The 22,710-nt window shown below is 43.4% G+C and carries 21 protein-coding genes; 15 read left to right on the forward strand and 6 right to left on the reverse strand.

The window, feature by feature from the left end:
- Positions 1-30: 30 nt before the first annotated feature.
- From ACJJI6_RS05635 to ACJJI6_RS05655, 5 genes are all read left to right on the forward strand, one after another.
- Positions 31-762, forward strand: a complete 732-nt coding sequence (locus tag ACJJI6_RS05635) for a hypothetical protein (protein ID WP_475712769.1) — start codon at positions 31-33, stop codon at positions 760-762.
- 567 nt (positions 763-1,329) lie between these two features.
- A complete protein-coding gene (locus tag ACJJI6_RS05640; RefSeq protein ID WP_444897341.1) occupies positions 1,330-1,905 on the forward strand; it encodes a hypothetical protein in 576 nt (191 codons plus the stop codon).
- A 12-nt stretch (positions 1,906-1,917) separates the two neighbouring features.
- A complete protein-coding gene (locus ACJJI6_RS05645) occupies positions 1,918-4,782 on the forward strand; it encodes a prolyl oligopeptidase family serine peptidase (protein ID WP_475712770.1) in 2,865 nt (954 codons plus the stop codon).
- A 263-nt stretch (positions 4,783-5,045) separates the two neighbouring features.
- Positions 5,046-5,702 (forward strand): hypothetical protein, encoded by a 657-nt coding sequence (locus tag ACJJI6_RS05650; protein WP_475712771.1) that lies wholly within the window; start codon positions 5,046-5,048, stop codon positions 5,700-5,702.
- A 280-nt stretch (positions 5,703-5,982) separates the two neighbouring features.
- Positions 5,983-6,840 carry an urea transporter gene (locus ACJJI6_RS05655; RefSeq protein WP_475712772.1) on the forward strand — a complete coding sequence of 286 codons (858 nt, stop codon included), beginning with the start codon at positions 5,983-5,985 and terminating at the stop codon, positions 6,838-6,840.
- A gap of 21 nt (positions 6,841-6,861) precedes the next feature.
- On the opposite strand, the gene ACJJI6_RS05660 is transcribed toward ACJJI6_RS05655, so the two are convergent.
- On the reverse strand, positions 6,862-7,347 hold the full coding sequence (locus ACJJI6_RS05660; protein ID WP_475712773.1) for an SRPBCC family protein: 486 nt from the start codon (positions 7,345-7,347) through the stop codon (positions 6,862-6,864).
- A 288-nt stretch (positions 7,348-7,635) separates the two neighbouring features.
- Between ACJJI6_RS05660 and ACJJI6_RS05665 the strand changes: the two genes are divergently transcribed.
- The 5 genes from ACJJI6_RS05665 (at position 7,636) to ACJJI6_RS05685 (ending at position 10,859) form a co-directional block, all read left to right on the forward strand.
- Positions 7,636-7,995 carry an ArsR/SmtB family transcription factor gene (locus ACJJI6_RS05665; protein WP_475712774.1) on the forward strand — a complete coding sequence of 120 codons (360 nt, stop codon included), beginning with the start codon at positions 7,636-7,638 and terminating at the stop codon, positions 7,993-7,995.
- 206 nt (positions 7,996-8,201) lie between these two features.
- Positions 8,202-8,675, forward strand: coding sequence for an SRPBCC domain-containing protein (locus ACJJI6_RS05670; RefSeq protein ID WP_475712775.1), 474 nt, complete (start codon positions 8,202-8,204; stop codon positions 8,673-8,675).
- 104 nt (positions 8,676-8,779) lie between these two features.
- Positions 8,780-9,430, forward strand: coding sequence for a dihydrofolate reductase family protein (locus ACJJI6_RS05675; RefSeq protein ID WP_475712776.1), 651 nt, complete (start codon positions 8,780-8,782; stop codon positions 9,428-9,430).
- Between the two features lie 230 nt (positions 9,431-9,660).
- Entirely contained in the window at positions 9,661-10,143 is a 483-nt protein-coding gene (locus tag ACJJI6_RS05680; RefSeq protein WP_444908264.1) for a VOC family protein, read from the forward strand.
- A 191-nt stretch (positions 10,144-10,334) separates the two neighbouring features.
- The gene (locus tag ACJJI6_RS05685; RefSeq protein ID WP_445364226.1) at positions 10,335-10,859 is read left to right on the forward strand and encodes a dihydrofolate reductase family protein; all 525 of its coding nucleotides are present in this window, start codon (positions 10,335-10,337) and stop codon (positions 10,857-10,859) included.
- A 76-nt stretch (positions 10,860-10,935) separates the two neighbouring features.
- On the opposite strand, the gene ACJJI6_RS05690 is transcribed toward ACJJI6_RS05685, so the two are convergent.
- From ACJJI6_RS05690 to ACJJI6_RS05700, 3 genes are all read right to left on the reverse strand, one after another.
- Positions 10,936-11,343: a DUF427 domain-containing protein gene (locus ACJJI6_RS05690; protein ID WP_475712777.1), complete on the reverse strand. Its 408-nt coding sequence runs from the start codon at positions 11,341-11,343 to the stop codon at positions 10,936-10,938.
- Positions 11,344-11,866: 523 nt separating this feature from the next.
- Positions 11,867-12,856: a hypothetical protein gene (locus tag ACJJI6_RS05695; RefSeq protein WP_475712778.1), complete on the reverse strand. Its 990-nt coding sequence runs from the start codon at positions 12,854-12,856 to the stop codon at positions 11,867-11,869.
- Positions 12,857-13,397: 541 nt separating this feature from the next.
- Positions 13,398-14,822 (reverse strand): serine hydrolase, encoded by a 1,425-nt coding sequence (locus ACJJI6_RS05700; RefSeq protein ID WP_475712779.1) that lies wholly within the window; start codon positions 14,820-14,822, stop codon positions 13,398-13,400.
- Between the two features lie 752 nt (positions 14,823-15,574).
- Here ACJJI6_RS05700 and ACJJI6_RS05705 point away from each other — a divergent pair.
- The 3 genes from ACJJI6_RS05705 to ACJJI6_RS05715 all read left to right on the forward strand — a co-directional run bounded on the left by ACJJI6_RS05705 (position 15,575) and on the right by ACJJI6_RS05715 (position 18,720).
- Positions 15,575-16,390, forward strand: a complete 816-nt coding sequence (locus ACJJI6_RS05705) for a hypothetical protein (protein WP_444941708.1) — start codon at positions 15,575-15,577, stop codon at positions 16,388-16,390.
- Positions 16,391-16,771: 381 nt separating this feature from the next.
- On the forward strand, positions 16,772-17,668 hold the full coding sequence (locus ACJJI6_RS05710) for a peroxiredoxin family protein (RefSeq protein WP_444959550.1): 897 nt from the start codon (positions 16,772-16,774) through the stop codon (positions 17,666-17,668).
- Between the two features lie 302 nt (positions 17,669-17,970).
- Positions 17,971-18,720 carry an alpha/beta hydrolase family protein gene (locus ACJJI6_RS05715; protein ID WP_282932837.1) on the forward strand — a complete coding sequence of 250 codons (750 nt, stop codon included), beginning with the start codon at positions 17,971-17,973 and terminating at the stop codon, positions 18,718-18,720.
- 147 nt (positions 18,721-18,867) lie between these two features.
- On the opposite strand, the gene ACJJI6_RS05720 is transcribed toward ACJJI6_RS05715, so the two are convergent.
- On the reverse strand, positions 18,868-19,761 hold the full coding sequence (locus ACJJI6_RS05720; protein WP_413661990.1) for a LysR family transcriptional regulator: 894 nt from the start codon (positions 19,759-19,761) through the stop codon (positions 18,868-18,870).
- Between the two features lie 192 nt (positions 19,762-19,953).
- On the opposite strand from ACJJI6_RS05720, the gene ACJJI6_RS05725 reads away from it, so the two are divergent.
- Together ACJJI6_RS05725 and ACJJI6_RS05730 are read left to right on the forward strand one after the other, a co-directional pair.
- A complete protein-coding gene (locus tag ACJJI6_RS05725; RefSeq protein WP_445354184.1) occupies positions 19,954-20,616 on the forward strand; it encodes a peroxiredoxin-like family protein in 663 nt (220 codons plus the stop codon).
- 108 nt (positions 20,617-20,724) lie between these two features.
- Positions 20,725-21,291, forward strand: coding sequence for a carboxymuconolactone decarboxylase family protein (locus tag ACJJI6_RS05730; RefSeq protein ID WP_252081685.1), 567 nt, complete (start codon positions 20,725-20,727; stop codon positions 21,289-21,291).
- A gap of 239 nt (positions 21,292-21,530) precedes the next feature.
- Here ACJJI6_RS05730 and ACJJI6_RS05735 read toward each other — a convergent pair whose 3' ends face one another.
- Positions 21,531-22,424, reverse strand: a complete 894-nt coding sequence (locus ACJJI6_RS05735) for an enoyl-CoA hydratase/isomerase family protein (protein ID WP_475712780.1) — start codon at positions 22,422-22,424, stop codon at positions 21,531-21,533.
- Between the last annotated feature and the right edge of the window lie 286 nt (positions 22,425-22,710).

Below are 22,710 nucleotides of genomic sequence, written 5' to 3' on the forward strand. Positions count from 1 at the left end.
ACGAGACTTGCGTGCTACGAGGTAAGGGCATTGATCTTTGGTGGTGTGTATATTTATACAGTATTTAATCTTGTAGTATCTGCTATGTCAATATTTCTGACACATAAATCGATGACTTTTATGGATATCCAGAATTTTGAATTTTCATCCTTACCCGATGACGATTCCCCCTCAACAGCATTGGTATTAATTATGGATAGCAGGATTACCGCTAACTGGCTTACATTTTTTCTTTCGTTGTTTTTCCTTAGCGCCTGTGAGGGCAGTTACGGAGATTCCGTAAAGAATAGCGTCTTTTATGAGTGCAGGAATCAGTGGAAAGACTTTCCTTCTAACGGTCTCCAGCAGGCATTTAGAGATTTTCTTCATGAATATGGGGATGCCGATGCCTATATTCTTGTCCGGTTAGGTATGGCAGATTATGGATATTTTGAAGGGCTCTTTGTCGCTGTAAAAGGCGATCAGGCCTTTGTCGCCAAATCTAAAGATGATGAACTCATTGAAAAGCGATTTAAGGTTAACGCTGATCTAGAGTCGAATTTTTTAAAGCTCAAAAAGGGAATTATTGGTGAGTCCTACACGAAGTCAGCGAAAAGTGGCTTGCATGCGACCTGCAAGTTTATCGATGTAAAAGTTGATGATGTTGGGCTGTCATTTGAGACAACATACAATCCGGCTTGGATGGATGACTACATGCTGAAAGACTTGAGTGTTGAGCTTTCTCAGTTTGATGAAGCCTTGCACTACTTCTTAAATATCTAACAAAACAAGAGGCCCCCACCCGATCAAGTAATTCAGGACAACCATAGATTAGCGAAGTGTAGTAGCAGTTTAGCTAGCGTCTGTTCTAGCGGGTATTACAGCCTGATTTGGTACAAACGCAAGGTTAAATGCTGAGAAATTATCCTTGAGTTGTAAGATGACAGGGTTGGATAAAGTCGGAAGAAATAGTATCCTGAAAAAGGGGGAGAATTAGCAGGGCAGTAGTGCAAAGGAAGCACCGACAGTCGCCTATGCTGCCTACCCATCGCTTATTGATCTGGGTATAAGCTTGTAGAGCAAGCCTCTCCTGAACCGGCAAAGCCTATAAAGCGACTTTCAAAGTTTCTGCTGAGGTACAACCAGTGTTTTAGTGGCATCAAGTCGCTTAAGGGAGCCTGCCATGGCTTCGACAATGCAGCCTCGTTTTTCTGTGCTCTCGGTGTCTACCACTCCAGATCAATAATTCTAGATAGAGATTTATATGCGCTTAGTAATCCAGAGATAGGCCAAGTTACCAAAAAATATTCAAGGATGAGAGTTGAAGATAGGTATAAAAATAGGTCTTACATGAAAATAAATAATTTTATATTGATTGTATGTATATGGTTGCCACTTCAACTTAGTGGCTGCATTACTGCAGTAAAGCCTATTGTTGATGGTCAGAAAAACAACCTGAAGATTGATGAAGGTTTTCTTTTGGTTGCGATAGACACCAACTTTAGTTTAGATAAGATTAAAATAAAGGGAGCTAAATATTTTTTTCTCTCCAGAGAAAACCTCCATCCGGGCAGTAACTATATCCTATTTAAAGCTCCGGCCGGCAAATACAGATTTGATAAAATCTATCTAAATTATCTTTATTCGTATGAGTTGGAGGAGGAGTATTGGTCTTTTCAGATTAATCCAGATGTGATTAGCTATGCTGGTCACCTGACAGTAGATCAAAACCTCTTCAAGTTACGGGCAGTAGATCAAAACCTCTTCAAGTTACGGGCTCATATAGAGCTTGAAAATCGTTCTACCGAAGCATTAGAATTTCTCGAAGAAAATTTTTCAGAACTAATAGAAACTAAAGATATCCAATATGCTGGCCCAGGAAAAGATGATTTCTTTAATGTTGTCGCACAAACACAAAGGAAGTAATGGATTATGAGGGTGCACTTTCTTCTATTAGCATTTCTAATTGGATTCTCTTCTATCAATATTGCAGAAACTTTGCCTGCTAATTTATTTTTCCGAAATCCAGAAGTGCTTTCCTTAAAGTTAGGGCCTAATGCACGGTACCTTATGGGTCATATGAATAAGACCAAAAATTATCTAGCACTGGTGGATACAGAGGAAAATGAAGAACATCCAATACTACTATTTGATGCCGACCAGTTAATCCTTAACGATTATCATTGGATTGATGAGTCAACAGTATACTTTAAATATTTTAATAAATCCATAAAAGAGTCGAAGCATGGATTTATTTATTTCGATTTTTCAAGCTTAAATCCCGACTTTAACATTCTATATATTAAAGAAAGGGGGGCTTTGGTTGACCCACTTGTGAAGCAAAAAAACAAATTACTTTTTTCAAAGAAAACGGGCAATTATTATCAGGTACATATTGCATCAACTCAGCAACTTGCACATGGAAAGCTATCTAAAGCCACATTGTTTAAGAAGCCTCTAAAAAATGTAATTAACTATTCGTGGGATGCTGCTAGGAGTGCTTTGATAGCTACAACTTTAGAGGATGACTTAATAATAACATGGTACCTTCCAGAGGGGGAGAAGAAATGGAGCAAACTTTACTCCTCTACCAACCTATCTGAAATATTTCGGCCAGTGGGTTATTTTGAAGAAGGAGTATTGGCTGTATTGAGTAATGCAGTCTCAGATAAAATATCCCTTTACAAGTATGACATCAAAGATAATGAATTTTTAGATATCCTATATCAGCACCCAAGATATGATCTCACTGATGCTTTATTTGATAAAGACAACAATTTATCGTCAGTATCATTTTTTGACCATGGAAGGCTGGTGACCGAATATTTTCAGTCTGCGCACAAGGATGTACAAAATAAATTTAATAAGGCACTCCCTGGGAAGCAAATTGCAGTTATTGATAGGGTTCCGGAGCGCAATAAAAGCTTAGCGTACGTGTTTGCTTCCAATGACCCTGGATCTTACTATCTGTTTGACACTAAGAATTTGGAAGCAAAACATCTTTATCAATTGCATCCGGAATTTGATGGTAAGGACTTAGCTCCTTCTTTTTCATTAGCATCGCGCTCAAGTGATAACAAAATAATAGAATCCATCATCACGACTCCGAAACATAGTAATGGTGTTTTATTAGTGCACCCTCATGGGGGGCCAATTGGTGTTCGCGAATATCAATCTTATAATCCAGAAGTTCAGTTTCTCGCTAACCGCGGCTACACAATTCTTCAAGTAAATTTCCGTGGATCCATTGGGTTTGGGAAAACATTCAATAAAGAAGCTGTCGGTCAGTGGGGAGGACTTATCGAAGATGATATTATGTCTGCTGTTGCGGAAGTCAAGCAGGAATATAGTTTTCAGAAAACCTGCACTATTGGTACAAGTTACGGCGGTTATTCTTCGATGATGTTGGCGATCAAGCGGCCTGAAGAATATGACTGTGTTATTTCTATGTACGGTGTTTATGATTTACCTTTGCTTTTTAATACCAGCAACTTGAAAATGCAGGAACGCTATCTGGAGTCAGTTTCTAGGACTGTTGGAGGAATGAATGAATCCTTGGCAAGGAATTCACCATTTCGCCTAGCTGACCGGATAAGCGTTCCTACTTTGATTGTTGCAGGCAAAGAAGACGATATATCAGGTTTTGAACAAGCTAATAGAATGCGCTATTTAATGCAAAAATTGAAATCAGACATTGAATTTATTGCCTATAATAGCGTAGGGCATGGACATTCTACTTGGAATGGCGAATATCACCAATATGCTTATATTGATGATTTTCTCCGCCGAAAACTCTCCATTAAAGACAAAGACAAGAAAACTGCGGACATTCTAGCAAATGATTTATTGTTTTTAAGCAATTCATACCGCCAGGGCACCTGGACATCTCCAGATAGCAATAAGGCCTTGGCTTATCTTAAGAAATCGGCTCAGCTGGGGCACAATGAGTCTCAGTACAAACTTGGGGATCATTATTTGAATACCAAGTTGGATCCTGAAAGAGCCAACTATTGGTTTCGAAAAGCGGCTAGGCAAGGAAATGAAAAGGCCACTTATGCTTTAGCGAAGCTTTATGATGAGGGAGTCGTTTCAGGAAAAACTAAGGAAGAAGTTTACGAGCTATTTGAGAAAGCAGAATCATCAGGCTCTCATCTAGCCTACTTGGATATGGCTAAATATCAGTGTTTAGGTGAGGGGGTAAAAAAGAATCTAGATGCATGTATTGAAAAGATATTTTCAAAAAAAGACTGGAGCAACAAAAGTCTACCAAAAAAGCGGCTTGATTTTCTTGAAAAAGAAATCTGGAACAAACAGCAACAGATTATGGCGGAGGTTATGGATAGAGTTTCTTTCTCAAAAGATCAGATTGAAAGGATAGGTCAATACTATAAAAGTATCGGCTTTGATCAACTATACCCAGAGGTTGCATCTATTGAGTTTGGTGAATTTTATGAAGGAGAGCCCCCATATCCCATAAAAAAGACTACGAATCGCATTCCAATTCGAAAGAATATGCGTTTCGGTGTTAATTATATTCTCCGTTCAAGTTTAAAGGAGGATCAAGATGCATATGCTGTTGCGCGGATAAAATGGACCACCCCTGATTTATCTACACCTTCCGGCAAGATAACTAACTCGATCCAAATTATGTTCTTTCCTAAGCTAAATCAAAAATCAGGATATTATTATGTACTGGAACATGATTACGAGATGGTCGAAGGAGAATGGATAGCCGAGGCTTTTAATATTGACGGAAAACAATTATTTAAAAAGACTTTTCAAACTTATTATCCTGAGCCCTAATATGCCTGCCCGATATCCGTTTATAGAAGGGCAGGGTGGTCAAAACTCTGAACCAACCATACAGCTTTACAACCTGGCAACTAATTCATTAGTTCCAGATTCGAGGCATTCATAGATTGAATGATAGCGCCGACCTCACTAATTAAATAATTAAGAATAAATTAGTTGATAGGCCATACTTCTATGGTGTTGATAAAAAATAAGTACAATTATAGTATTTAGCAATAGCACCACTCTAAATTTACTATCATATGGAAATTGATATGAATAGTGTCAATGAATTACCAAAGGCTAAAGAAATCAGCCTTGTATTGAAAGCATTTGAAAGTTACAGTCGCGCTGTCAATAAAGACAGCTTGAGTACCGCAACTCGTGATGCTCAGATACCCGATGCACAGGTTTTTGTAAAGGAGCAAACTGGTGGCGTCATTATCGTTCTTCCGGAGCGTCACTCCAGTGAGGATGAAGAGGTTCAGAGCGGGGCTGCCTCCATTGCGAAATATGTCATGGCGATCCCAAAAGTGAAGATCGCGGTTGAAGAACCCGTCAGATACAACGGTACCTTGATATCGAATGTTGGATGGGGCACTTCCATTCAAAGTAAGCCACAGAGCCAGTCCATTTTTGATTTTTTGCCAGACGCTCAAGGGTCTATTTCTCACCAGCTGTACAATAGGCAGGTGGGCATGATGATCATTTCTTCAACTCGCTATCCAGCTGAGGATATACCAGCTAACCCTAATCGCTATAACAATCCACAGATAAATGCGACGATGGTAAAAAACTTGCGTGAAAATACGAAAGCTGGAGATATTTCTGTTTTTCCAGTTGGGCCTGACCATTTAAAGCGGACATATGACCCTAACACGTTAAAGGTACGTTTAGGTGCCCATGGATGGACCGAGCTCAGCCACAATTAGTTCCAAATATAGAGCAAGTAAGGGGAGGCGCTCTAGAAATACCGAGCTAGTGCCAACAATTAGCGTCTGCCCTTTCTCTACTAGCTCGAATAAATCACTGATTATATCAGGTTAAGAAATTAGTATATTGTCCCTCCTGATATAGCACCTATCTTTGTCGGGTAGTAGTTTCTTGTGAATCACTTCAAACTACTAAAGAGCACTCAGACTATGGGTTAGTATCAAGAAATTGGGTGGGTATTTCCAAAGTACCTTCGAAAGAAAGCACCCATAGCCACCTATGCCTTACACTCTACGCTCGAAAGCAAGATACCTACTTGTCAGTCTCCTCAGGGGAATTGGCCAAGTCATCCTTCAAAAGAATGCCGTAAGTGGTTTTCTATTCTTACTCGGAATAGCAGTCAACTCAGTTACCATGGCTGTTGGGGCCATACTTGGTGTTATTATTGCAACTTCTTGTGCCGACATTTTACATTATCCTGATAAAGAAATTGAAGATGGACTATTTGGGTACAATGGAGCTTTGATCGGTGTAGTCATATTCTTATTATATGCTCCATCCCTAATGACTTTTTTATTGATTGTCGGTGGAAGTGCTTTAGCAGTCATAATCATGCGCTTTATGCTGCTTCATTTTATCCTTCCGCCTTATACTGCACCCTACATTCTGGTGATATGGGCTATATGGATATTGGCTCCAGCACTAGATCTAGCGCCAACTGTAGCATTCGTTAACGAAAACACCTCAACCTGGGGGATATTCGAAGGTATTGGTCAAATCATTTTTCAGAACAATGCCATTACAGGTATTTGTTTTTTAATTGGGATTTTTATCTCGAATAAATCTCATGCGCTTTGGAGTATTATTGGTGGAATGCTGGCCACATCACTGGCCATGCTCCTGGCCTTATCACCCACATTAATTCTTGCTGGGCTCTTCGGTTACAATGCATCTTTGAGCGCTATTGCATTATCAAATGGTCGTAAGCGATGGCTAGCCCCAATTGCAGGGAGCATATTAACCGTTCCAATCGCAATGGCTTTTATGAGCGCTAATATTATTGTATTAACCGCACCATTTGTTATCGCTAGCTGGATTATATTGTTGATCCAAAGAAAACTTACATTAACTCATTAATCCAGCCCATTAGAGAAAACACTAGCTCGTGAAAGATTCGGTAAGTACAGCTTCCATTTGACGAATTGATTGAGTCCAACTGACTTTTGCCAGTTTTGCGTAGTCAGTGTTGAGAAGCGTATGTGTCAGAGTAACGATGGTACCAAGCTCAGAGCCCCTGAATGCAACTTCAACCAAAGATGCATTTTCTTGCGGCTCGGTGTTGTTTGGCAGATTAAGATTGCAATGCTCGTGGACTTCAAAAACTAATCGCTTCGGCCTGTCAACGCTGTGATACACACCAGAGATAACGCAGGAACTGCCGTTTGGAGCAGTCATCTCAAAAGCAAAGCACCCACCAACCTTGGCAGTGAGGTTGAGTACACGTGTCGTGAAATCGTCAGGTCCCCACCATTTTTCAACCATGTTGGGTATGATCCAGGCATCAAAGACCGTCTCTGGCATTGCCCGGACTGTATAAGAGATCGGTTCAGTTCGAACTTCCTTTTGATAAATAAAATCGATCACTGTTGCACCTTATTCTTTTAAGTAAGTGGTTTCCCGTGGTCTGTCAACACTGAAACAGTTTATTACTGTTGTCCAACACCATTCAATCAACCCCAACGGCTTCTATGATCAAAGTAGGGACCAGAACTAGCGCTTGGAGACCATCTGAAGCATATCTATTATCGTTGAGGTGGCAAGGCTAATCGAATGACTGAATAAGCGGTTTCCGAGTAACCTTAAGTTGCTTTTAATACGTAGCTACACCCGGCAGCCATTGCCTAACAATATTTCACCGATATACTTATTCAGATGGAAGAAAATCACGACAACCTGAATACTGTTTTCCAAGCTCTGGCTGATCCAACACGACGCGCTGTCATTCAGCATTTGATAAGCGGACCAGCGTCGGTCACCGAGCTCGCAGAACCATTTGAGATGGCACTCCCTTCGTTCATGAAGCATATTGGTGTACTGGAGGATGCGGGCTTGATTCGCTCCAAGAAAACCGGTCGCGTGCGAACTTGTGAGATAAAACCCAAGCAACTGACAGCGGCACAAAAATGGATCAATACACAAACGGCCATGTGGGAAGGCCGGATGTCTCGGATGGCGAGCTATGTCGAAACGCTCGACGCAGAAGAGCAGGATGACTTAGTACAAAAGGGGTAGATGCCCCAACAATACGAATCCCATAGGCATAAGCCAATTTCTCGCCCTCCATCCCACCTAGAGTTGAAGTTTTAACCACACGGAGCTATTCGCCGGTTATCCATTGACCTAACAATTACTGTTAACTATAGTTATCCAAAAAGCTAACTATCGTTATTTTTTGCACTCGGCTGTTCACGCTTTGCAAACATCGCAGAGGGATTCGCATGAGCCAAGATTTATCCCACGACACCATATCGATCAGTAGAAGGATCAAAGCACCGAGAGAGTGGGTATTTTCCGCATGGGAAGACCCGCAAGCCCGCTCGATATGGGGGCCTCCCTCTGAAGATGAATCAATCGAATTTCTCGAAAACGACTTTCGCGAAGGAGGCCTAGACGTACATCTATGCGGTCAAAAAAGCGATCTGCGATTCCGGGTTGAAACACACTATTACGAAATCAGAAGACCGCAGCGGCTGTTGTTCACCGAACGAGTAACTATGGATAGCTCTTCACTGAGTGTCTCTTTGGTTAGCGTGGAGATCAGAAAAATTGGAAGCGTGACAGAGCTTGAGGTAACGATACAAATCGCGTCCCTGGCTGGCTCGGGAATGATCGAGGGAACTCGCAATGGGTGGCAGCGGGCCCTTTCTAATCTGACTGCTTACTTGGAAGCAAGAAAAGTAGAAGCCGAATAGAGAAGGGCAATATTATTTCTCTTCGGGCTTCAATAGCCATTGAGTAACAGTCCAAGTACACCCGCAGCATCATTTGGACCAATAGAGCCAACAGGGAAGAACTTGTGCGAAAAATAATTGTAAACACGTTTATTAGCCTGGATGGTGTGATGCAGGCCCCTGGCGGCCCGGAAGAGGACTCTTCAGGGGGCTTTGAACTTGGTGGATGGGTAGCTTCCTATTTTGATGAAGGTGTTGGTCAATTCATGGGCAATGTGTTCGCAGCGCCATTTGAGTTACTACTTGGCCATCGGACTCACAATATTTTCGCTGCACATTGGCCAAAAGTTGCTGCTGACCCTCCGCCTGAGGGTGTTGATGAAAGTGAAATCCAGCTGGCCAAAAAAATCGACGGTACAACACGATACGTGGCTTCTCGCACGAAACCTGAGTTTACTTGGGAAGGCAGCGAGTGGCTGGGGAATGACCCAATCTCGAGGCTTCGTGCAATCAAGGCTAGCAATGGCCCTGATTTGTTGGTTCCAGGCAGTGCTGACTTTATTCAAACTCTACTCAAAGCGGACTTAATTGATCAGTTTAAATTACTGCTTTTTCCTTTGGTCCTGGGTAACGGGAAACATCTTTTCGGTTCAGGTGTGATCCCTACAGCGTTCCATGTACAGCAAGCCATAACGACAAATAGCGGTGTAATTTGTGTGACCTATGTTCGAGGCGGAAGTATCACGACTGGCGATTTCTCCCTGCAACGAGAGTAGGGCCGGCAGTCTAAGCGCAATTTGGGATAGATAAGCAGAGATAGGAACTCGAAAGTTATGGAGCCCATCACTGACTTGGTATTCAAGGAAAGCTGCGCACATTATGCCGATACGCTCAGCAGTAAGATCAGATCTGGAACGCCCACCAGATGTCCCGACATAACTATCAATGCCAGAGCCTTTCAGCAGAGTAAGTATTCGACCCGTTTAAAACCCAAGGAGATATCAAAATGACAGAACTCGTTACCTGTCTTTGGTTCGACTACGGCGAAGCAAAGAAAGCGGCGGAATTCTACGCAGCAACTTTTCCCAACAGTCATGTCGACCGTGTTAATACGGCTGCCGCTGACTACCCCGGCGGCCATGAGGGCAGTGAGCTAACTGTTGAATTGACTGTCCTCGGGCGCAAGTTTATAGGACTGAATGGCGGCCCAAATTTTACTCCGAATGAATCGGTCAGTTTTATGGTTATTACCGAAAACCAGGAAGAAACTGACCGTTACTGGAATGCGATTGTGGATAACGGTGGGCAAGAGAGCGCCTGCGGTTGGTGTAAGGATCGCTGGGGCCATTCGTGGCAAATTACGCCAAAACTGTTACTCGATCTTACAACGAACCCCGACCGTAACAAGGCAAAACGCGCCTTTACCGCGATGATGACCATGAGAAAGATCGATATTGCGACAATTCAAGCTGCGACAAATTCGGTTTGAAGTAACAGATAGATATCGCGAAAGAATATTTGAACTACGCATGGCCAAACCGCCTCGGAAGCCCAGAGCTACTAGCGCAAGGCCTTAACAAGCTGAGTGACACTGCCCTCATCAAGCTCAGTCCCAACAGACAATACAAGAGACAAATACATGAGGATCAGATTGTGAGACGGTTAGTGGTTTGGAATGTGATGTCGTTGGACGGCTGCTTTGAAGGTACCGCTCCGTGGTCATTGGACCATCACGCAACAGTGTGGGGCGACGAATTAGAAGCCTTCTCTCTTCGACAGGGTGATGAAATCGGCACCTTGCTATTCGGATGTCGCACCTATAAAGGGATGGCCGATTATTGGCAAAACGAAACTGGGGCGATTGCGGACATGATGAACTCGCTTGAAAAAGCCGTCATCTCTCGCACGCTAGAAACCGCCAATTGGTCAAATACTCGTCTACTGAAAGGCGAGGCGGCCGAACATGTTCGCGCGCTGAAAAAAGAGACCGGGAAGAGGGATATCTTCGTATTTGGTAGTTCGAATCTTGTAGCTACTCTGCTCAGAGAGGGTCTAGTAGACGAGTACCGGATATGCCTAGCACCTATCGTACTTGGAGCTGGTTCACCTCTCTTCAAGCCTGACGGCATCCAGAAAAATTTTGAGCTGATGCGGGCAGATACCCTTGAAATGGGCGGAGTGGTCCTTCGCTACAAGTGCCTATAAAAGGGCGGAGTGTTATTGCAACCAGGTTCTAGGCATGGTTTGTATCATTAACCTAAAAGAGTCTATGGGAAGAGGGTCATGATGAAGTTCCAACTTCTTCGATTGCCACTTGATCCGGATAAAAGGCAATACGCCCGTTGATCACCCCGGCAAAGTCAAAAGCAGCTTCATAGGCCCATGCAATAGCCTCTCCGCTATCATCGATTGAGAAGTAGCTGGCATCGCCTTTCAGTGGGCAATAGCTTGTCTTTCCCTCTATAAGGGAGAGGGGAGCAAGAACATCTTCTTTTGGGAAATAGAATACGGGGTCGAGCATATCTTTTGCGAGTTCTGTAACTCTCAAAGCATTACTACTCTCGGCAATCACCTTGCCACCACGACGCACACGCACTGTCCTAGGCACAATCTTGGCGCGCATAAGGTGCCGGGGTTCTTTCGGGTTGTGGATTGTGTTACTAGACATCGTAACTTCTGGATAGAGCATTGATCTTTCCTTTCAAGGTATTAGCCTGAAGCGATAAGAGGGCCGCATTTACCCAAATAGAGATACACACTTATAAGAGTAAGCGAACAGCGAGCCTTCATGTCACCTCACTTGGACTCAATAGTTAGCGTTGATACGATCTTCGATGCATAAATTGTGGACGATTGCCGCCGAATTACGAACTCTCCAGATCCCGTTGAACCAATAGGGTTTGCATGGTCACGACTGATTTCGATGGTATCACCTGCTTCGCACGCGTTAGCCAACTCCCTAAAGTACCTCTCCAATTCCAGCGATAAAATCTGAGGTAGTAACAGTGTAAATTGTTACCGTGTACTCGGCGTACGGGAAGTGGCGACCAATATCAACCAATCCTTCACCACTCACGCATACACCAGAGTATCTACACCCCAAACATGGAAACCCTTGGGTCCCGGGGACAGTTCTCTGATTTCGGTATAGGACCCCAAATTGCAGGAAACGTAATCATCTCAATTAATTAGACTGCCCCCTGGGTTTTCCTTTAATGATTAAGTAGGCTTGGGTGTACTTTTCGTTTACCTACCATCCCGGTAACAATTCTCCCAACTTCCTGCTCAGAGGGTAATTGTGCTACGTCATACGCAAACCATGCCAATGAGTCCGCATTTTCCACCGCTTTCACCTCAGTGAGCTCTGCCATAAGAGTTGCCGCTGCATCTTGTCCGCGTAACTGATTGAATGCCTGCTGTACAACAAGCTTGAATGCTTGTTCATGGGTTTTACCACTGTCCTGATGGAACTTCATCCATATAGCGCCACCTTCACTGATAGCTTTATCCAATTTATCCGCAATGCCTTCATCATTAAAATATTTATGATCCACGGTTTGCGCATATTTATGTGTTCCTTCATGGATCAGAGTAACAATGCAGAAAACCTCACCTTTTTCCCAAATTTTACTAAAACTCAAACAGATAGGATTTTGATTGGGCTTCATAAAGCTCCCCCCCTTAAGTTGCCCTCCACCGGCCCATGACAACTTACAGAAGTTTGAAATTGATCTGCCCCAACTTTCCGTAAAGGGCACAAACACAAACCCGGCCGCGTTTTTCGAAGGGTCCTCAATACCAAAAGGATATCCTATCGTCGATATGGTAGAGCATTGAACTTTACACAAGGTGGGCATCATTTTTACATCCGCACACTCTACATCACCACTCAAGCCTATCTGGGTTTTACTGAGCTTTTGGAGTATCGCATTTACGCAGTTTGAATATCTTTGTGGCGGGCAATCCATAGGAAGGCCAAAGTAGTAGGAGACTAAATTTTTAAACTTATCAGGAACCTTATCAGGGTATGTAATCGCTACAGTGCACATATCTATCGCTCGTTTTAAGATAGTCTGCGCTTCATCCAGCCAGTTTTCGAGTGATTTTTTGACCTTCGTTTGAAAAAGTATCGGCGAATTATCCTCTACCAACACGGTAAAACTCACTTCCCGGTTGATACTGCGGCTCACTATTTTTGTCATAATTATTCTCCTGCCTTTTCCTGCTACTTTCAGCGATGGAATTCACTGTTTTTGCTCTGATGCCAAACCAGAGTAAAATAGAATATATAATATTACTTAGCACGACTGTACATTAATATTCTTTAAATTATTCAGGAATAGCACTTCTTAACAATCCACCACGAATTAAAGTGTCTTGCAATAATTCTTCTGGAGATTACTCCTAGATTAATATTGTGGAGGGATTGAGGTAGTTCGCAGTATTTTGAGTCACTTTAACTGATTTTTGCTGATTTTAAACTCGGCTAGTAATTACTGAGCGTCGGCCACTACGAAACCCGGCCAAATCCAGCCCAATTAAGATGTGGTATTGATAAATCAATTTGCAGCAATGACCTGACTGATATAAAAAATCTCAATTAATCAATAAGTTAAAACTGTTTCGTCTAATATTCCCCTAGGCTGCACTTACTAAAAAGGGAGAAGGGAAAAATACACCGCGCATCTCGCGTGCGGTGTATTCTTTCCTTCCACCCCAGTAGTAACTAGCCGACCATTCAAACTAGGGCAGTCGTTTATAGGAGTAAGCTTTTCCACCTTGACGAAGAATAAACGAGCGGGCAGGGCTCGTATCGCCCTCCTCAAACTCAATAGTCAACCCTGGGACCATCTTCGATGCATAGATTGTGGACGATTGCGGTCGAATTACGAACTCTCCATATTCCGCTGAAACTATAAGACCTGTATAGCCACGGCTGATTTCGACAATATCATCTGTTCCGTGCCCATAGCGCCCGACACCTCTCAAAAGCACCTCCTCTGGTAAAGTAATGAAATCTGGCGCAGGGACAACCTTAGTTGATACCGTCTGCTCGGGGTTCAAGAAGTGATGGCCAATATCATCCAGCCCTTCACCGCTGGCAGTATCTGCCAAGGCAACAACACCGATGCTCCGCGCAGGGTTAAAGCCCATAAATGTACGCGATCCATCACTGCTGCCATTGGACCAATAGTAAGTCTCTCCATTGGTGGTTGTCCTGCGCCAACCCAGGGCCATACGAGTGATACCACTGCCTCCCGGCCTATCAGTTGACAGCATTAGCCGCGATGCCGCAACCAAATCCTTAGGACCTCGACCGTTGATAAACAAGTCGAGAAGTGTGAGGAGATCTCTGGCTGTGGATCGTAAACCGCCAGCCGGCGAGAGCACCCCATCGCTTGATGGGCCGATCGGGCTGAGATAAAAGTCATGGCCTTGAGCTCGCCGAGCAGACTTCTTGGGATCATCCTCTAAAGTGGTATCACTTAGCCCTAAAGGTCCCGTCACACGCTCTCGCAGTATCGTTGCAAAAGAGCGGCCTTCCTTCAAAACAAGTCCTTGACCTAAGAGCCCAAAAGCCAGGTTTGAATAGCTGAATTGAGTACCCGGGCTAGCTTTCAGATGATAGCTTGGCAAGCCCCCATAGAGCTGCTCAAAGGAATAACCAGCGTACTTATTGGGCGCATCGGGTGCCGATGCAGCAAGATTATTTGGTCTTAGAGGAAGAGAAGCAGCATGGGTAGCCAGGTCAGCGAGAGTGATTTGTTGCCCTTCAAAAGTTGGAGCTTTTACACCGGCTGGTACGTAATCCTGGAGAGGATCATCGAGTTTCACTCTCTTATGCACAACTTCAACAGCCAATAGCAAGGCCGTAAATATCTTAGTTAACGACGCAATTTCAAAAATCGTATCGTCCCCTAGTTGATAAGTATCCTTGGCTTCAGGCTCTCGAACAGTAATGATTCGACGATCAGAAAAATTTAGGGTACCTGCAACTGCTGCATGTGCCGCGTGTTGCTTAAGAATACGATGGCGAATCAGACGTTGAAACTCGTCATCATCATTCACCGGTTGGCTTGATAAAGCATCTAAAGCGATGAGTGGTCGAGGGACAGCAAATACAGAGGTAGCCCCAAGAAATAATTTTGTGAAATCACGTCGCTCCATGGCAATCAGAACCTATCAATAACTTTCCAGAATTCAGTTGGCAAAATTTGACTATCAGAAAGGCATATAAGTTCCTGTGATAGATACGCTGATCACTAACAGAGATAAACGCATTTAGGGCAAACGGAGCCTAATGGAGGATAAGCAGAACTATGGAACTCGTGGAGCGGGTGGAGCGGGTGGAGCGGGTGGAGCGGGTGGAGCAACCAGTAAAGTTAGAACAGTTAGATTCTCAAAAAGATCTACTACCAATAACCTGTGATGCTGAATAAAGAGGCTCAGGGGATAACCGAGCTTTTTGCACTAGTAAAGCACGTTTATAAAAACTCTGAAATGAGTTTGATAGAAAATATTAGGTTATTGGTAGAGTGAAGGCACTGACGGAAAGCGAGTTTACACTCCTGAAAACCTCGTCCTTATGAGGCTATTCTCCAGCTGGTAACTGTCATAGATGGAAGATTAGGATGGCCCGAAAAGTTAAGGGCCCGTCTTCTGCGTTATCTATAAATAAAAAAATAGTTTGGAGTGTATGGGGCCACATCAAACATCTATAGCCCTTCCTAACGGCATTATTAAATTTATACGATTATGCCAAGGATGTGGAGGATAAAACGCTGACTAAAGACATTATCCTTTTTTATTAAAAAAATTTCTATGGTTACTAACGACCGTAGAACTGCTATAGCGATTGATTTAAGAATTTATATCTCTGTGTTGTTACTCAGACAGAGCTGCTTCAGTCTCGAAGTCCTTTGAAAGTGGCATTGAAAAAATGGCCCTTAAATCAGGAAAGGGAAGTACGCGGTTTTACTGCTGGTCACGTAATAACTCGTAATCTTATTTTTCACTCCATTTTATATATTACTGCCTATCAAATTGGTACATTGGACTCACTACTCTCACTGTCAAGCACAACGAAAAAGGAAATTTTGATGTTGAATCTTAAAACTTTACCGAGTCAGAACGGTAATTCTTGCGCCGCTCACTGCACCGAGATCGCAGTGTCAGGATTTGATCTCCGTGCGCCAAGGCCACAGAGTTTTGTGGAAGACACTCTGTGGCGCGCTATCAAATGGCAGAATGGGGACCTACCTCTGATGCCAAACGGTGCCGACCATCCCTTAGTGGCGGCCAACAATAGTTCGCCGATGCGTGTGCGAAACTATGTGAATACCCAGTGCCCTGGGCGTACCGGTCGGATTTTATATGACGCGACCCAGAAAGACATGTGCCTTCAATTCGCGCAGCCGGGCAATAGAGTTGATTATAATGCGTTGTTTACAAATCTCATACAGCCAGCTAGTAATGGGGGAATGCCGAGGAACTTGCTTACCGACACCTATTACAATTGCGCTTTTATGATGTTTCGAGGCCCTTCCCCTGGGTCTGCTCATGAAATGGGTTTCCATAATATCCTGGTTGCCAAGGATGGGTCGACAATCAAATATTATAACCCGAATGAAGATCAACCAGTTTGGAGGGCTGATATTGGATGGCGAACGTTGCGTCATCAAAACGCTGGAAGGCATAGTTACGTTTGGAGTGGTATTGCAATCGAAATCACCTAGCAGTTAATGTTTGATGATGCGATCATTAGTATGGATCATGGGGTTTATCCTTGGTTTTGCTTTTAGGTTTAGGCACTTTCATCAAAACCGGTAAACCCTTCTTATTCAAGACGATCTGTCAGATCGTGGTCTGATCTTGTCTACATCTTTACACCTTCTTCCAGCTTACTAGCTCCTTTATTTGTTAAGAAATACTAAATTCCTGCTAGAACTGAGTGTAAGTTACTCATGCCAGCCACTACTAATAGATCGATAAAATAAATCCGATTGTATCCGTTTTCGCAACATTGTTTCTCTATTTGAACTAATTATTGAGTCAATGTGATGTACTAGGATAGATCGCAAGTTTTGGACATTAACCCAACGCTTCAGGAGCTTGAAATGAAAGCAAAACTTATTTTACCAATGATTCTATTAAACATGCTTGGCGGAGTAGGGTCCGGCATCATGATCTATATGTCTGGCGGCGATCCGGTTTGGGTCGGCGCACTTTTAGCGACCTTGCCTTTACCATTTTTCTTGATGGTTCTGACAAATGTGTTCAGCATTTCAAGAACATCAGAAAGGCTGCCAGTTATTCAAGCCGTTAACTTTTTAGGAGTTGCACTGGTTGCTTATTCAACTTATTCGAACCAGGCTCCAATGTCCTTGTCTCAGTACGTTCCTATTGCAGCTGCTGCCCTGGGCTTCGTATCCCTTCACTGGTATATCTGGTCATTCTCCGTTTACAACCGCAGAAAGAGCAAGGCCATATCAAAAGGCCAAAAACTGCCTGAAATGAATTTTAATCGATTAGATAAATCGGCTGTGTCTTCCACTTCTTTTGACGAATCTAAAACACTATTAGTGTTCTTTAGAGCCAACTGGTGCCCATTTTGTATGAACCAGTTAAAAGAAGTGAAGAAGTATGCTGAGACACTTAAGCAATATGATGTGAAGGTAAAGTTTATCTCTAACCAAGGCTACGACAACTCAAGGAAGTTAGCCGACAAGCTTGACCTACCTGGTCATTTTGAAATTCTTCAAGATGACAACTTAATGGGTGCTAAAGCCCTAGGCATTGAAGATATTGGCGGTTCCCCTGCAGGAATGCCTGGTTACCCTAAGGATACCGTTATGGCCACAGTGATAGCACTGAATGAAGATGGTACGGTTATATTCGGTGATGAGACCGACAATTATCGGAGACGCCCAGACCCGACAACGTTTCTGCATGTTTTTGAAGGCTCAAAGCCGCAGACTTTAGATGCTAACACAACTCTCAAAGGTACCGCCTAGCGAGGTAAAATATCAATCTCTCATAGAGCTTATCGATAGGCCCATAAAGAATGAAAGATAACTGTCTAGCTAGCAATATTGTCGCAGGCCTGAACCTGGATTAATTAAATGCCTTAGAACAACCAGTATGGATTATATAAAGCCTGAAGATTCTATCGATGCCTAAGCAAATACAGGTCTACCTTATATCAGTTGACATATAAAAGACTATCACATATTCACATACCCCTTTCTATGATAGACAGGGGTTTTTCCTTGTTGAGATTAGAGTATTCTATAAGTAATTGAAATTGGAGAACGTCATGGAGTTTAACTTCCCAAATCGTGATGGCGTAGAATTAAAGGGCAAGTTAGAGGAATCTGTTGGAACCCCAAAGGCTTATGCAATTTTTGCACATTGTTTTACCTGCTCAAAAGATATTATTGCAGCAAGCAATATTTGTAAGTCATTAACCAGTAAAGGGATATCAGTATTAAGGTTTGACTTCACTGGATTGGGTAATAGTGATGGAGATTTTTCCAATACTAATTTTTCATCCAATGTTGAGGATTTACTTAGTGCTTACAATGAAATCGAAAACCGCTTCGAGGCACCAAAATTGTTAATTGGGCATAGTTTTGGAGGTGCTGCCGTTTTGAAAGCCGCTGGTATGATAAAGACAGCTAAAGCTGTTGTTACTATAGCTGCTCCAAGTGATGTTAAACACATCCAGCATATGTTTAAAGAGGAACTCGATAGCATCAATAAAACAGGTCAGGCAAGAGTGGTTCTGGCTGGGCGAGAGTTTACGCTAAAGAAGCAGTTCATTGATGATATAAATGAAGCAGACGTCTTGGTTAACCTTAAGGAATTAAGGAAAGCGCTGCTAGTAATGCATTCACCACTAGACAGCACTGTTTCAATTGAGCATGCGGCGAAAATATTCGCTGCTGCGAACCATCCTAAAAGTTTTATTTCTTTAGACAAAGCCGATCATTTGCTTATGAAAAAATCAGATGCTGAATATGTCGGTAATGTTATTGGAGCCTGGGTTCAAAGATACATTAATTAATATCGGATGTTACAGAGAGTAATATCGAACTTTAAAGCCTTGCAACAGTAAAGAACCGTCAACTATCGAGAGCTGGGCGGTAAAGAACAATAGAAACAGCACTAGATGGAATTTAGGTTGCTCCTAGTCCACCTAATAATCCGGGGCTTAACTCAGTTCCTTTTTTAGAAACTCGATAAAGACTCTGGTCTTTGCCGGCATCGCTCGACCACTGGGAATCAGTGCGCTAACAGGCGGTCCTGGAACTGCTTTCTCTGGGAATAACTCAACAACTTCACTATTTTGAACAGAAAAGCCAAGCGCTTTATCATAAACCTGAGCTATTCCCATACCGGCTACCACTGCGTCAATCAGAGTTCGTCCATCTCTGAATATTGCTAGCGGTGAGGGGGAAAATTCAGTAATTGGGCCTCCATCTTCTTGGAACAACCAGCCTCTCAATTTTCCTGTAGGTGCACGGAAAACAAGAGAATCATGCTCCTTTAAATCTTCCAAAGTCTTTGGCATACCCTTTTGTGAAAGATATTCAGGTGAAGCGCACAGGATACGTCTGGTTTCACATATTTTTTTTGCGATAAAAGAACTATCTTCCAGTTCACCAATCCTCACGACGACATCCCATTCACCTCTAATAGCGTCCTCTAGACTGTCTGAAAGAGAGACCTCGACCGTAACCTTGGGATGCAACTGCGTGAACCCCTTCAAAGCACTGACAATAGTTCGGCCTATGCCTATTGGCAAATTGATACGCAATCGTCCAGCAGGCTCATCCTTCCTGGCATGCAGTAAAAGCCTGGCCTCATTGATTGTTTCTAACGCATGTTTTGCGGCATCTAGAAATATTTTGCCTTCTTCTGTCAGCCTGATACTTCGTGTGGTTCTGTTGAATAGCTTAAGACCCAATTCCTCCTCAAGCTTCTTCACTGCCTTACCAGCGCCTGATTTGGTTGAGTTCAATGATGCCGCCGCTTTTGTAAAGCTTCCATGTTCGGCAACAGCAATAAATACAACTATTTCGTTCAAATGGGCTTGTTGAAACACAGATTGTGTCCCCAATGGATACAATGAGTATCAAAATAGCATGTTTATAGCGCAAATCAAAGTAACTAATCTTCCCAATAGTGGTTTGGCGTAAGTACCTGCATAGAGACCAATTGGAGAATTAGCCAGGTCACATCGAAGGCTTACCCAAAGCTCGCGCTTCCAAACTTTAAACCATTAGAGGAATAGGTTATGTCTCTTCAAGACAAACTAGATGCTTTCAAAGAAGTATTTAAGCAACAGGCCCCGGAAGGAGCATTTGAAGCCTTTGCCAGATCATCCAGGGAATTGGCTGCTAGTGGCCAAGTTGAACGTTCGATTAAAGTAGGGGAGAAAGTCCCATACTTTACATTGCCAGATTCAGAAGGTAACGACCTTGTCCTGGAAGAACTCCTAGCCAAAGGGCCCGTTATTCTAACGTTCTATCGAGGCGTGTGGTGCCCTTACTGCAATATTGAGCTGCAAGCGTTAGAAGAAGTTACTGCAGAGATCAAAGCGCGTGGTGCAACCCTGGTTGCTATTTCCATGCAAGGGCCCGCTGAAAGCCGCAAATCTCAGAGAGATAACAAGCTAAGCTTCCCAATTCTGACTGATCAAAGTGGAAAGCTTGCTGAAAAGTTTGGTATCCGCTGGACATTACAACCTTATGTAATTGAGTTCCACAAGGTGTTCAAAGTCGAACTCCCGACCATCCATCGTGACGGCGCGTGGAACTTACCTATGCCTGCAAGATATGTCATAGATACCGATGGAACAATCGCATATGCGGAGGTGAATCCTGACTATACGCGTCGCCCAGAACCCAGCGACTTATTTCCCGTACTTGAAAAGCTGAGTCAGTTTACAACTGCATAGTATGTAAACACCTCCACCTCTTTTGCGCTGACTGGCGCCAAAGAGGTGCAAGCACTCAATGTAAATCGATATCGAGCACCGTAAAACCCAACTTATATGGTAAGACTCATGGTCAATTTTACACGTTACACAATTGAAACAGCACCAGAAGCCTCTAAGCCCACTCTAGAAGCCGCTAAAAAGAAAATGGGATTTGTACCCAATCTAATGGCAACCATGGCCGAATCACCTGTAATGGTAGAGAGCTACCTAACACTTATGGGATTATTTGATAAATCTCGCTTGAGTGAAACGGAGCGAGAGATAATCCTGATGACAAACAGCCGCCTAAACGGTTGCACCTACTGCATGGCTGCGCATACCGCCGTTTGCAAAATGGCCGGTGTAGATGAAAATGTCATCAAGGCGCTGCGTAGCGGCAAAACACTCGATGATCCTAAACTCGAAGCGCTCCGAGCATTCAGTGTCATTATCAATGAGAAACGTGGATGGGCTACAGAAGAGGAAGTTGAGGCGTTTCTTGCAGCAGGTTATACGAAAGAGACGGTTCTAGAGGTGATAGTTGGAACTAGTCTAAAAGTACTCTCGAATTACTCTACCCACAACCTGAATGTCAGTCTCGATGATGCGTTTTTGCCAATGGCTTGGAGTAAGGATATGGATTCGAATGATTGAGCGTAAAGGCAAATAAAAAACATGTATCCGATTCAAGCGTCTAATCAAGACTGAGCCTTGGGAAGAGGGCGCCTGTCCAGATCATAAAAGTGACGATAAGAACCCCACTGATTCACCAAAGTAATGAGGCCCATATAGGCACTATGGGCCTCTACTACATTGTCCGAGATATATTCGTGGTATCTAAGCCCCTAAACAATACATCCTCTTGAATACAGCCTTCTTTTGGGTTATCGCAATTACTCCATTTCGCTACGAATAATGCCGGGAGTTTTGGCTTGTCCTCGCACTCGGTCAGGATGATCGCGCTCGTTAAAACGCCTCAAGCCTTCGGACAGCTCTTCTTTGGATTCAGAGTCGCTGAATAATCGGTTGAAGCACTCAGCCTCAATTCGTAGACCTTCATCAAGATCCTTTCCATAACCACGAATGGCAGCTTCTTTATCAGAGTGAATCGCTGGCTGGGGAAGGGTAGAGATATACTGTGCTAACTCAACAGCACGATCTAATGCGGCTCCCTTTGGCACCACTTCGTTGGCCAATCCAATGCGATAAGCTTCTTCAGCATTAATAACTTTTCCCGTGATGATTAACTCCAGCGCTCGTCCCATACGAACAATACGCGGCAAACGCTGAGTACCACCATCAGCTAAGCCGATATTCCAACGACGACAAGTCATTCCAAAGGATGCGTGTTCTTCTACAATCCGCATATCGGCAAAACATGCCCACTCAAAGCCACCCGCATAAGCAATTCCATTAACTGCCGCAATGATAGGCTTATAGATATCGGTCCAGCGGGATGGACCTATAATCCCTGGAGCTTCACCTCGATTATGCCGGGCAATATCAGCCGGCTCTACAGGACATAAAACAGCCACATCAGGATCGGGGTGATTGGTGGGTTCGGTTGCAGCAAGATTGCTTTTCAAATCACCCCCTGCACAAAATGCAGAATCGCCAGCACCGGTGATTACCGCAACTTTTGCTCCGTCATCGGTACGAAAGCGATCGAATGCATCCACCAGCTCACGGTGAGCGCGAGTACCAATACAGTTCTTAACCTCTGGACGGTTAAAAGTAACGATGGCTACAGGGCCAATTTGCTCGTATTTAATATGATGATATTCCATGTCATAAGACCTTTATCATGTGGCGTCGAAGTAATATCTGGAATCTAGCCTTGAGCTGTCAATCTCATTCGGTACTCGTTTACTGCCCGTATTGATTGGAGTCCTCTTCATCACTAGCAGTAATTATTTGGTATTGGTGTAGAATTAATTCTGGCATCTTATACAGAAAGACTACCATAGCCTAAATGCGCTTGTTATCTTAAGTTGCCCGCCAGGCTGGTATGCCAGACGCTTTAATACCACGTTTAATTATCCGGAATTGCCTACGCATAGGCCTCTCTAAATC

The organism is Microbulbifer maximicatervae (SeqCode) (assembly GCF_056232625.1).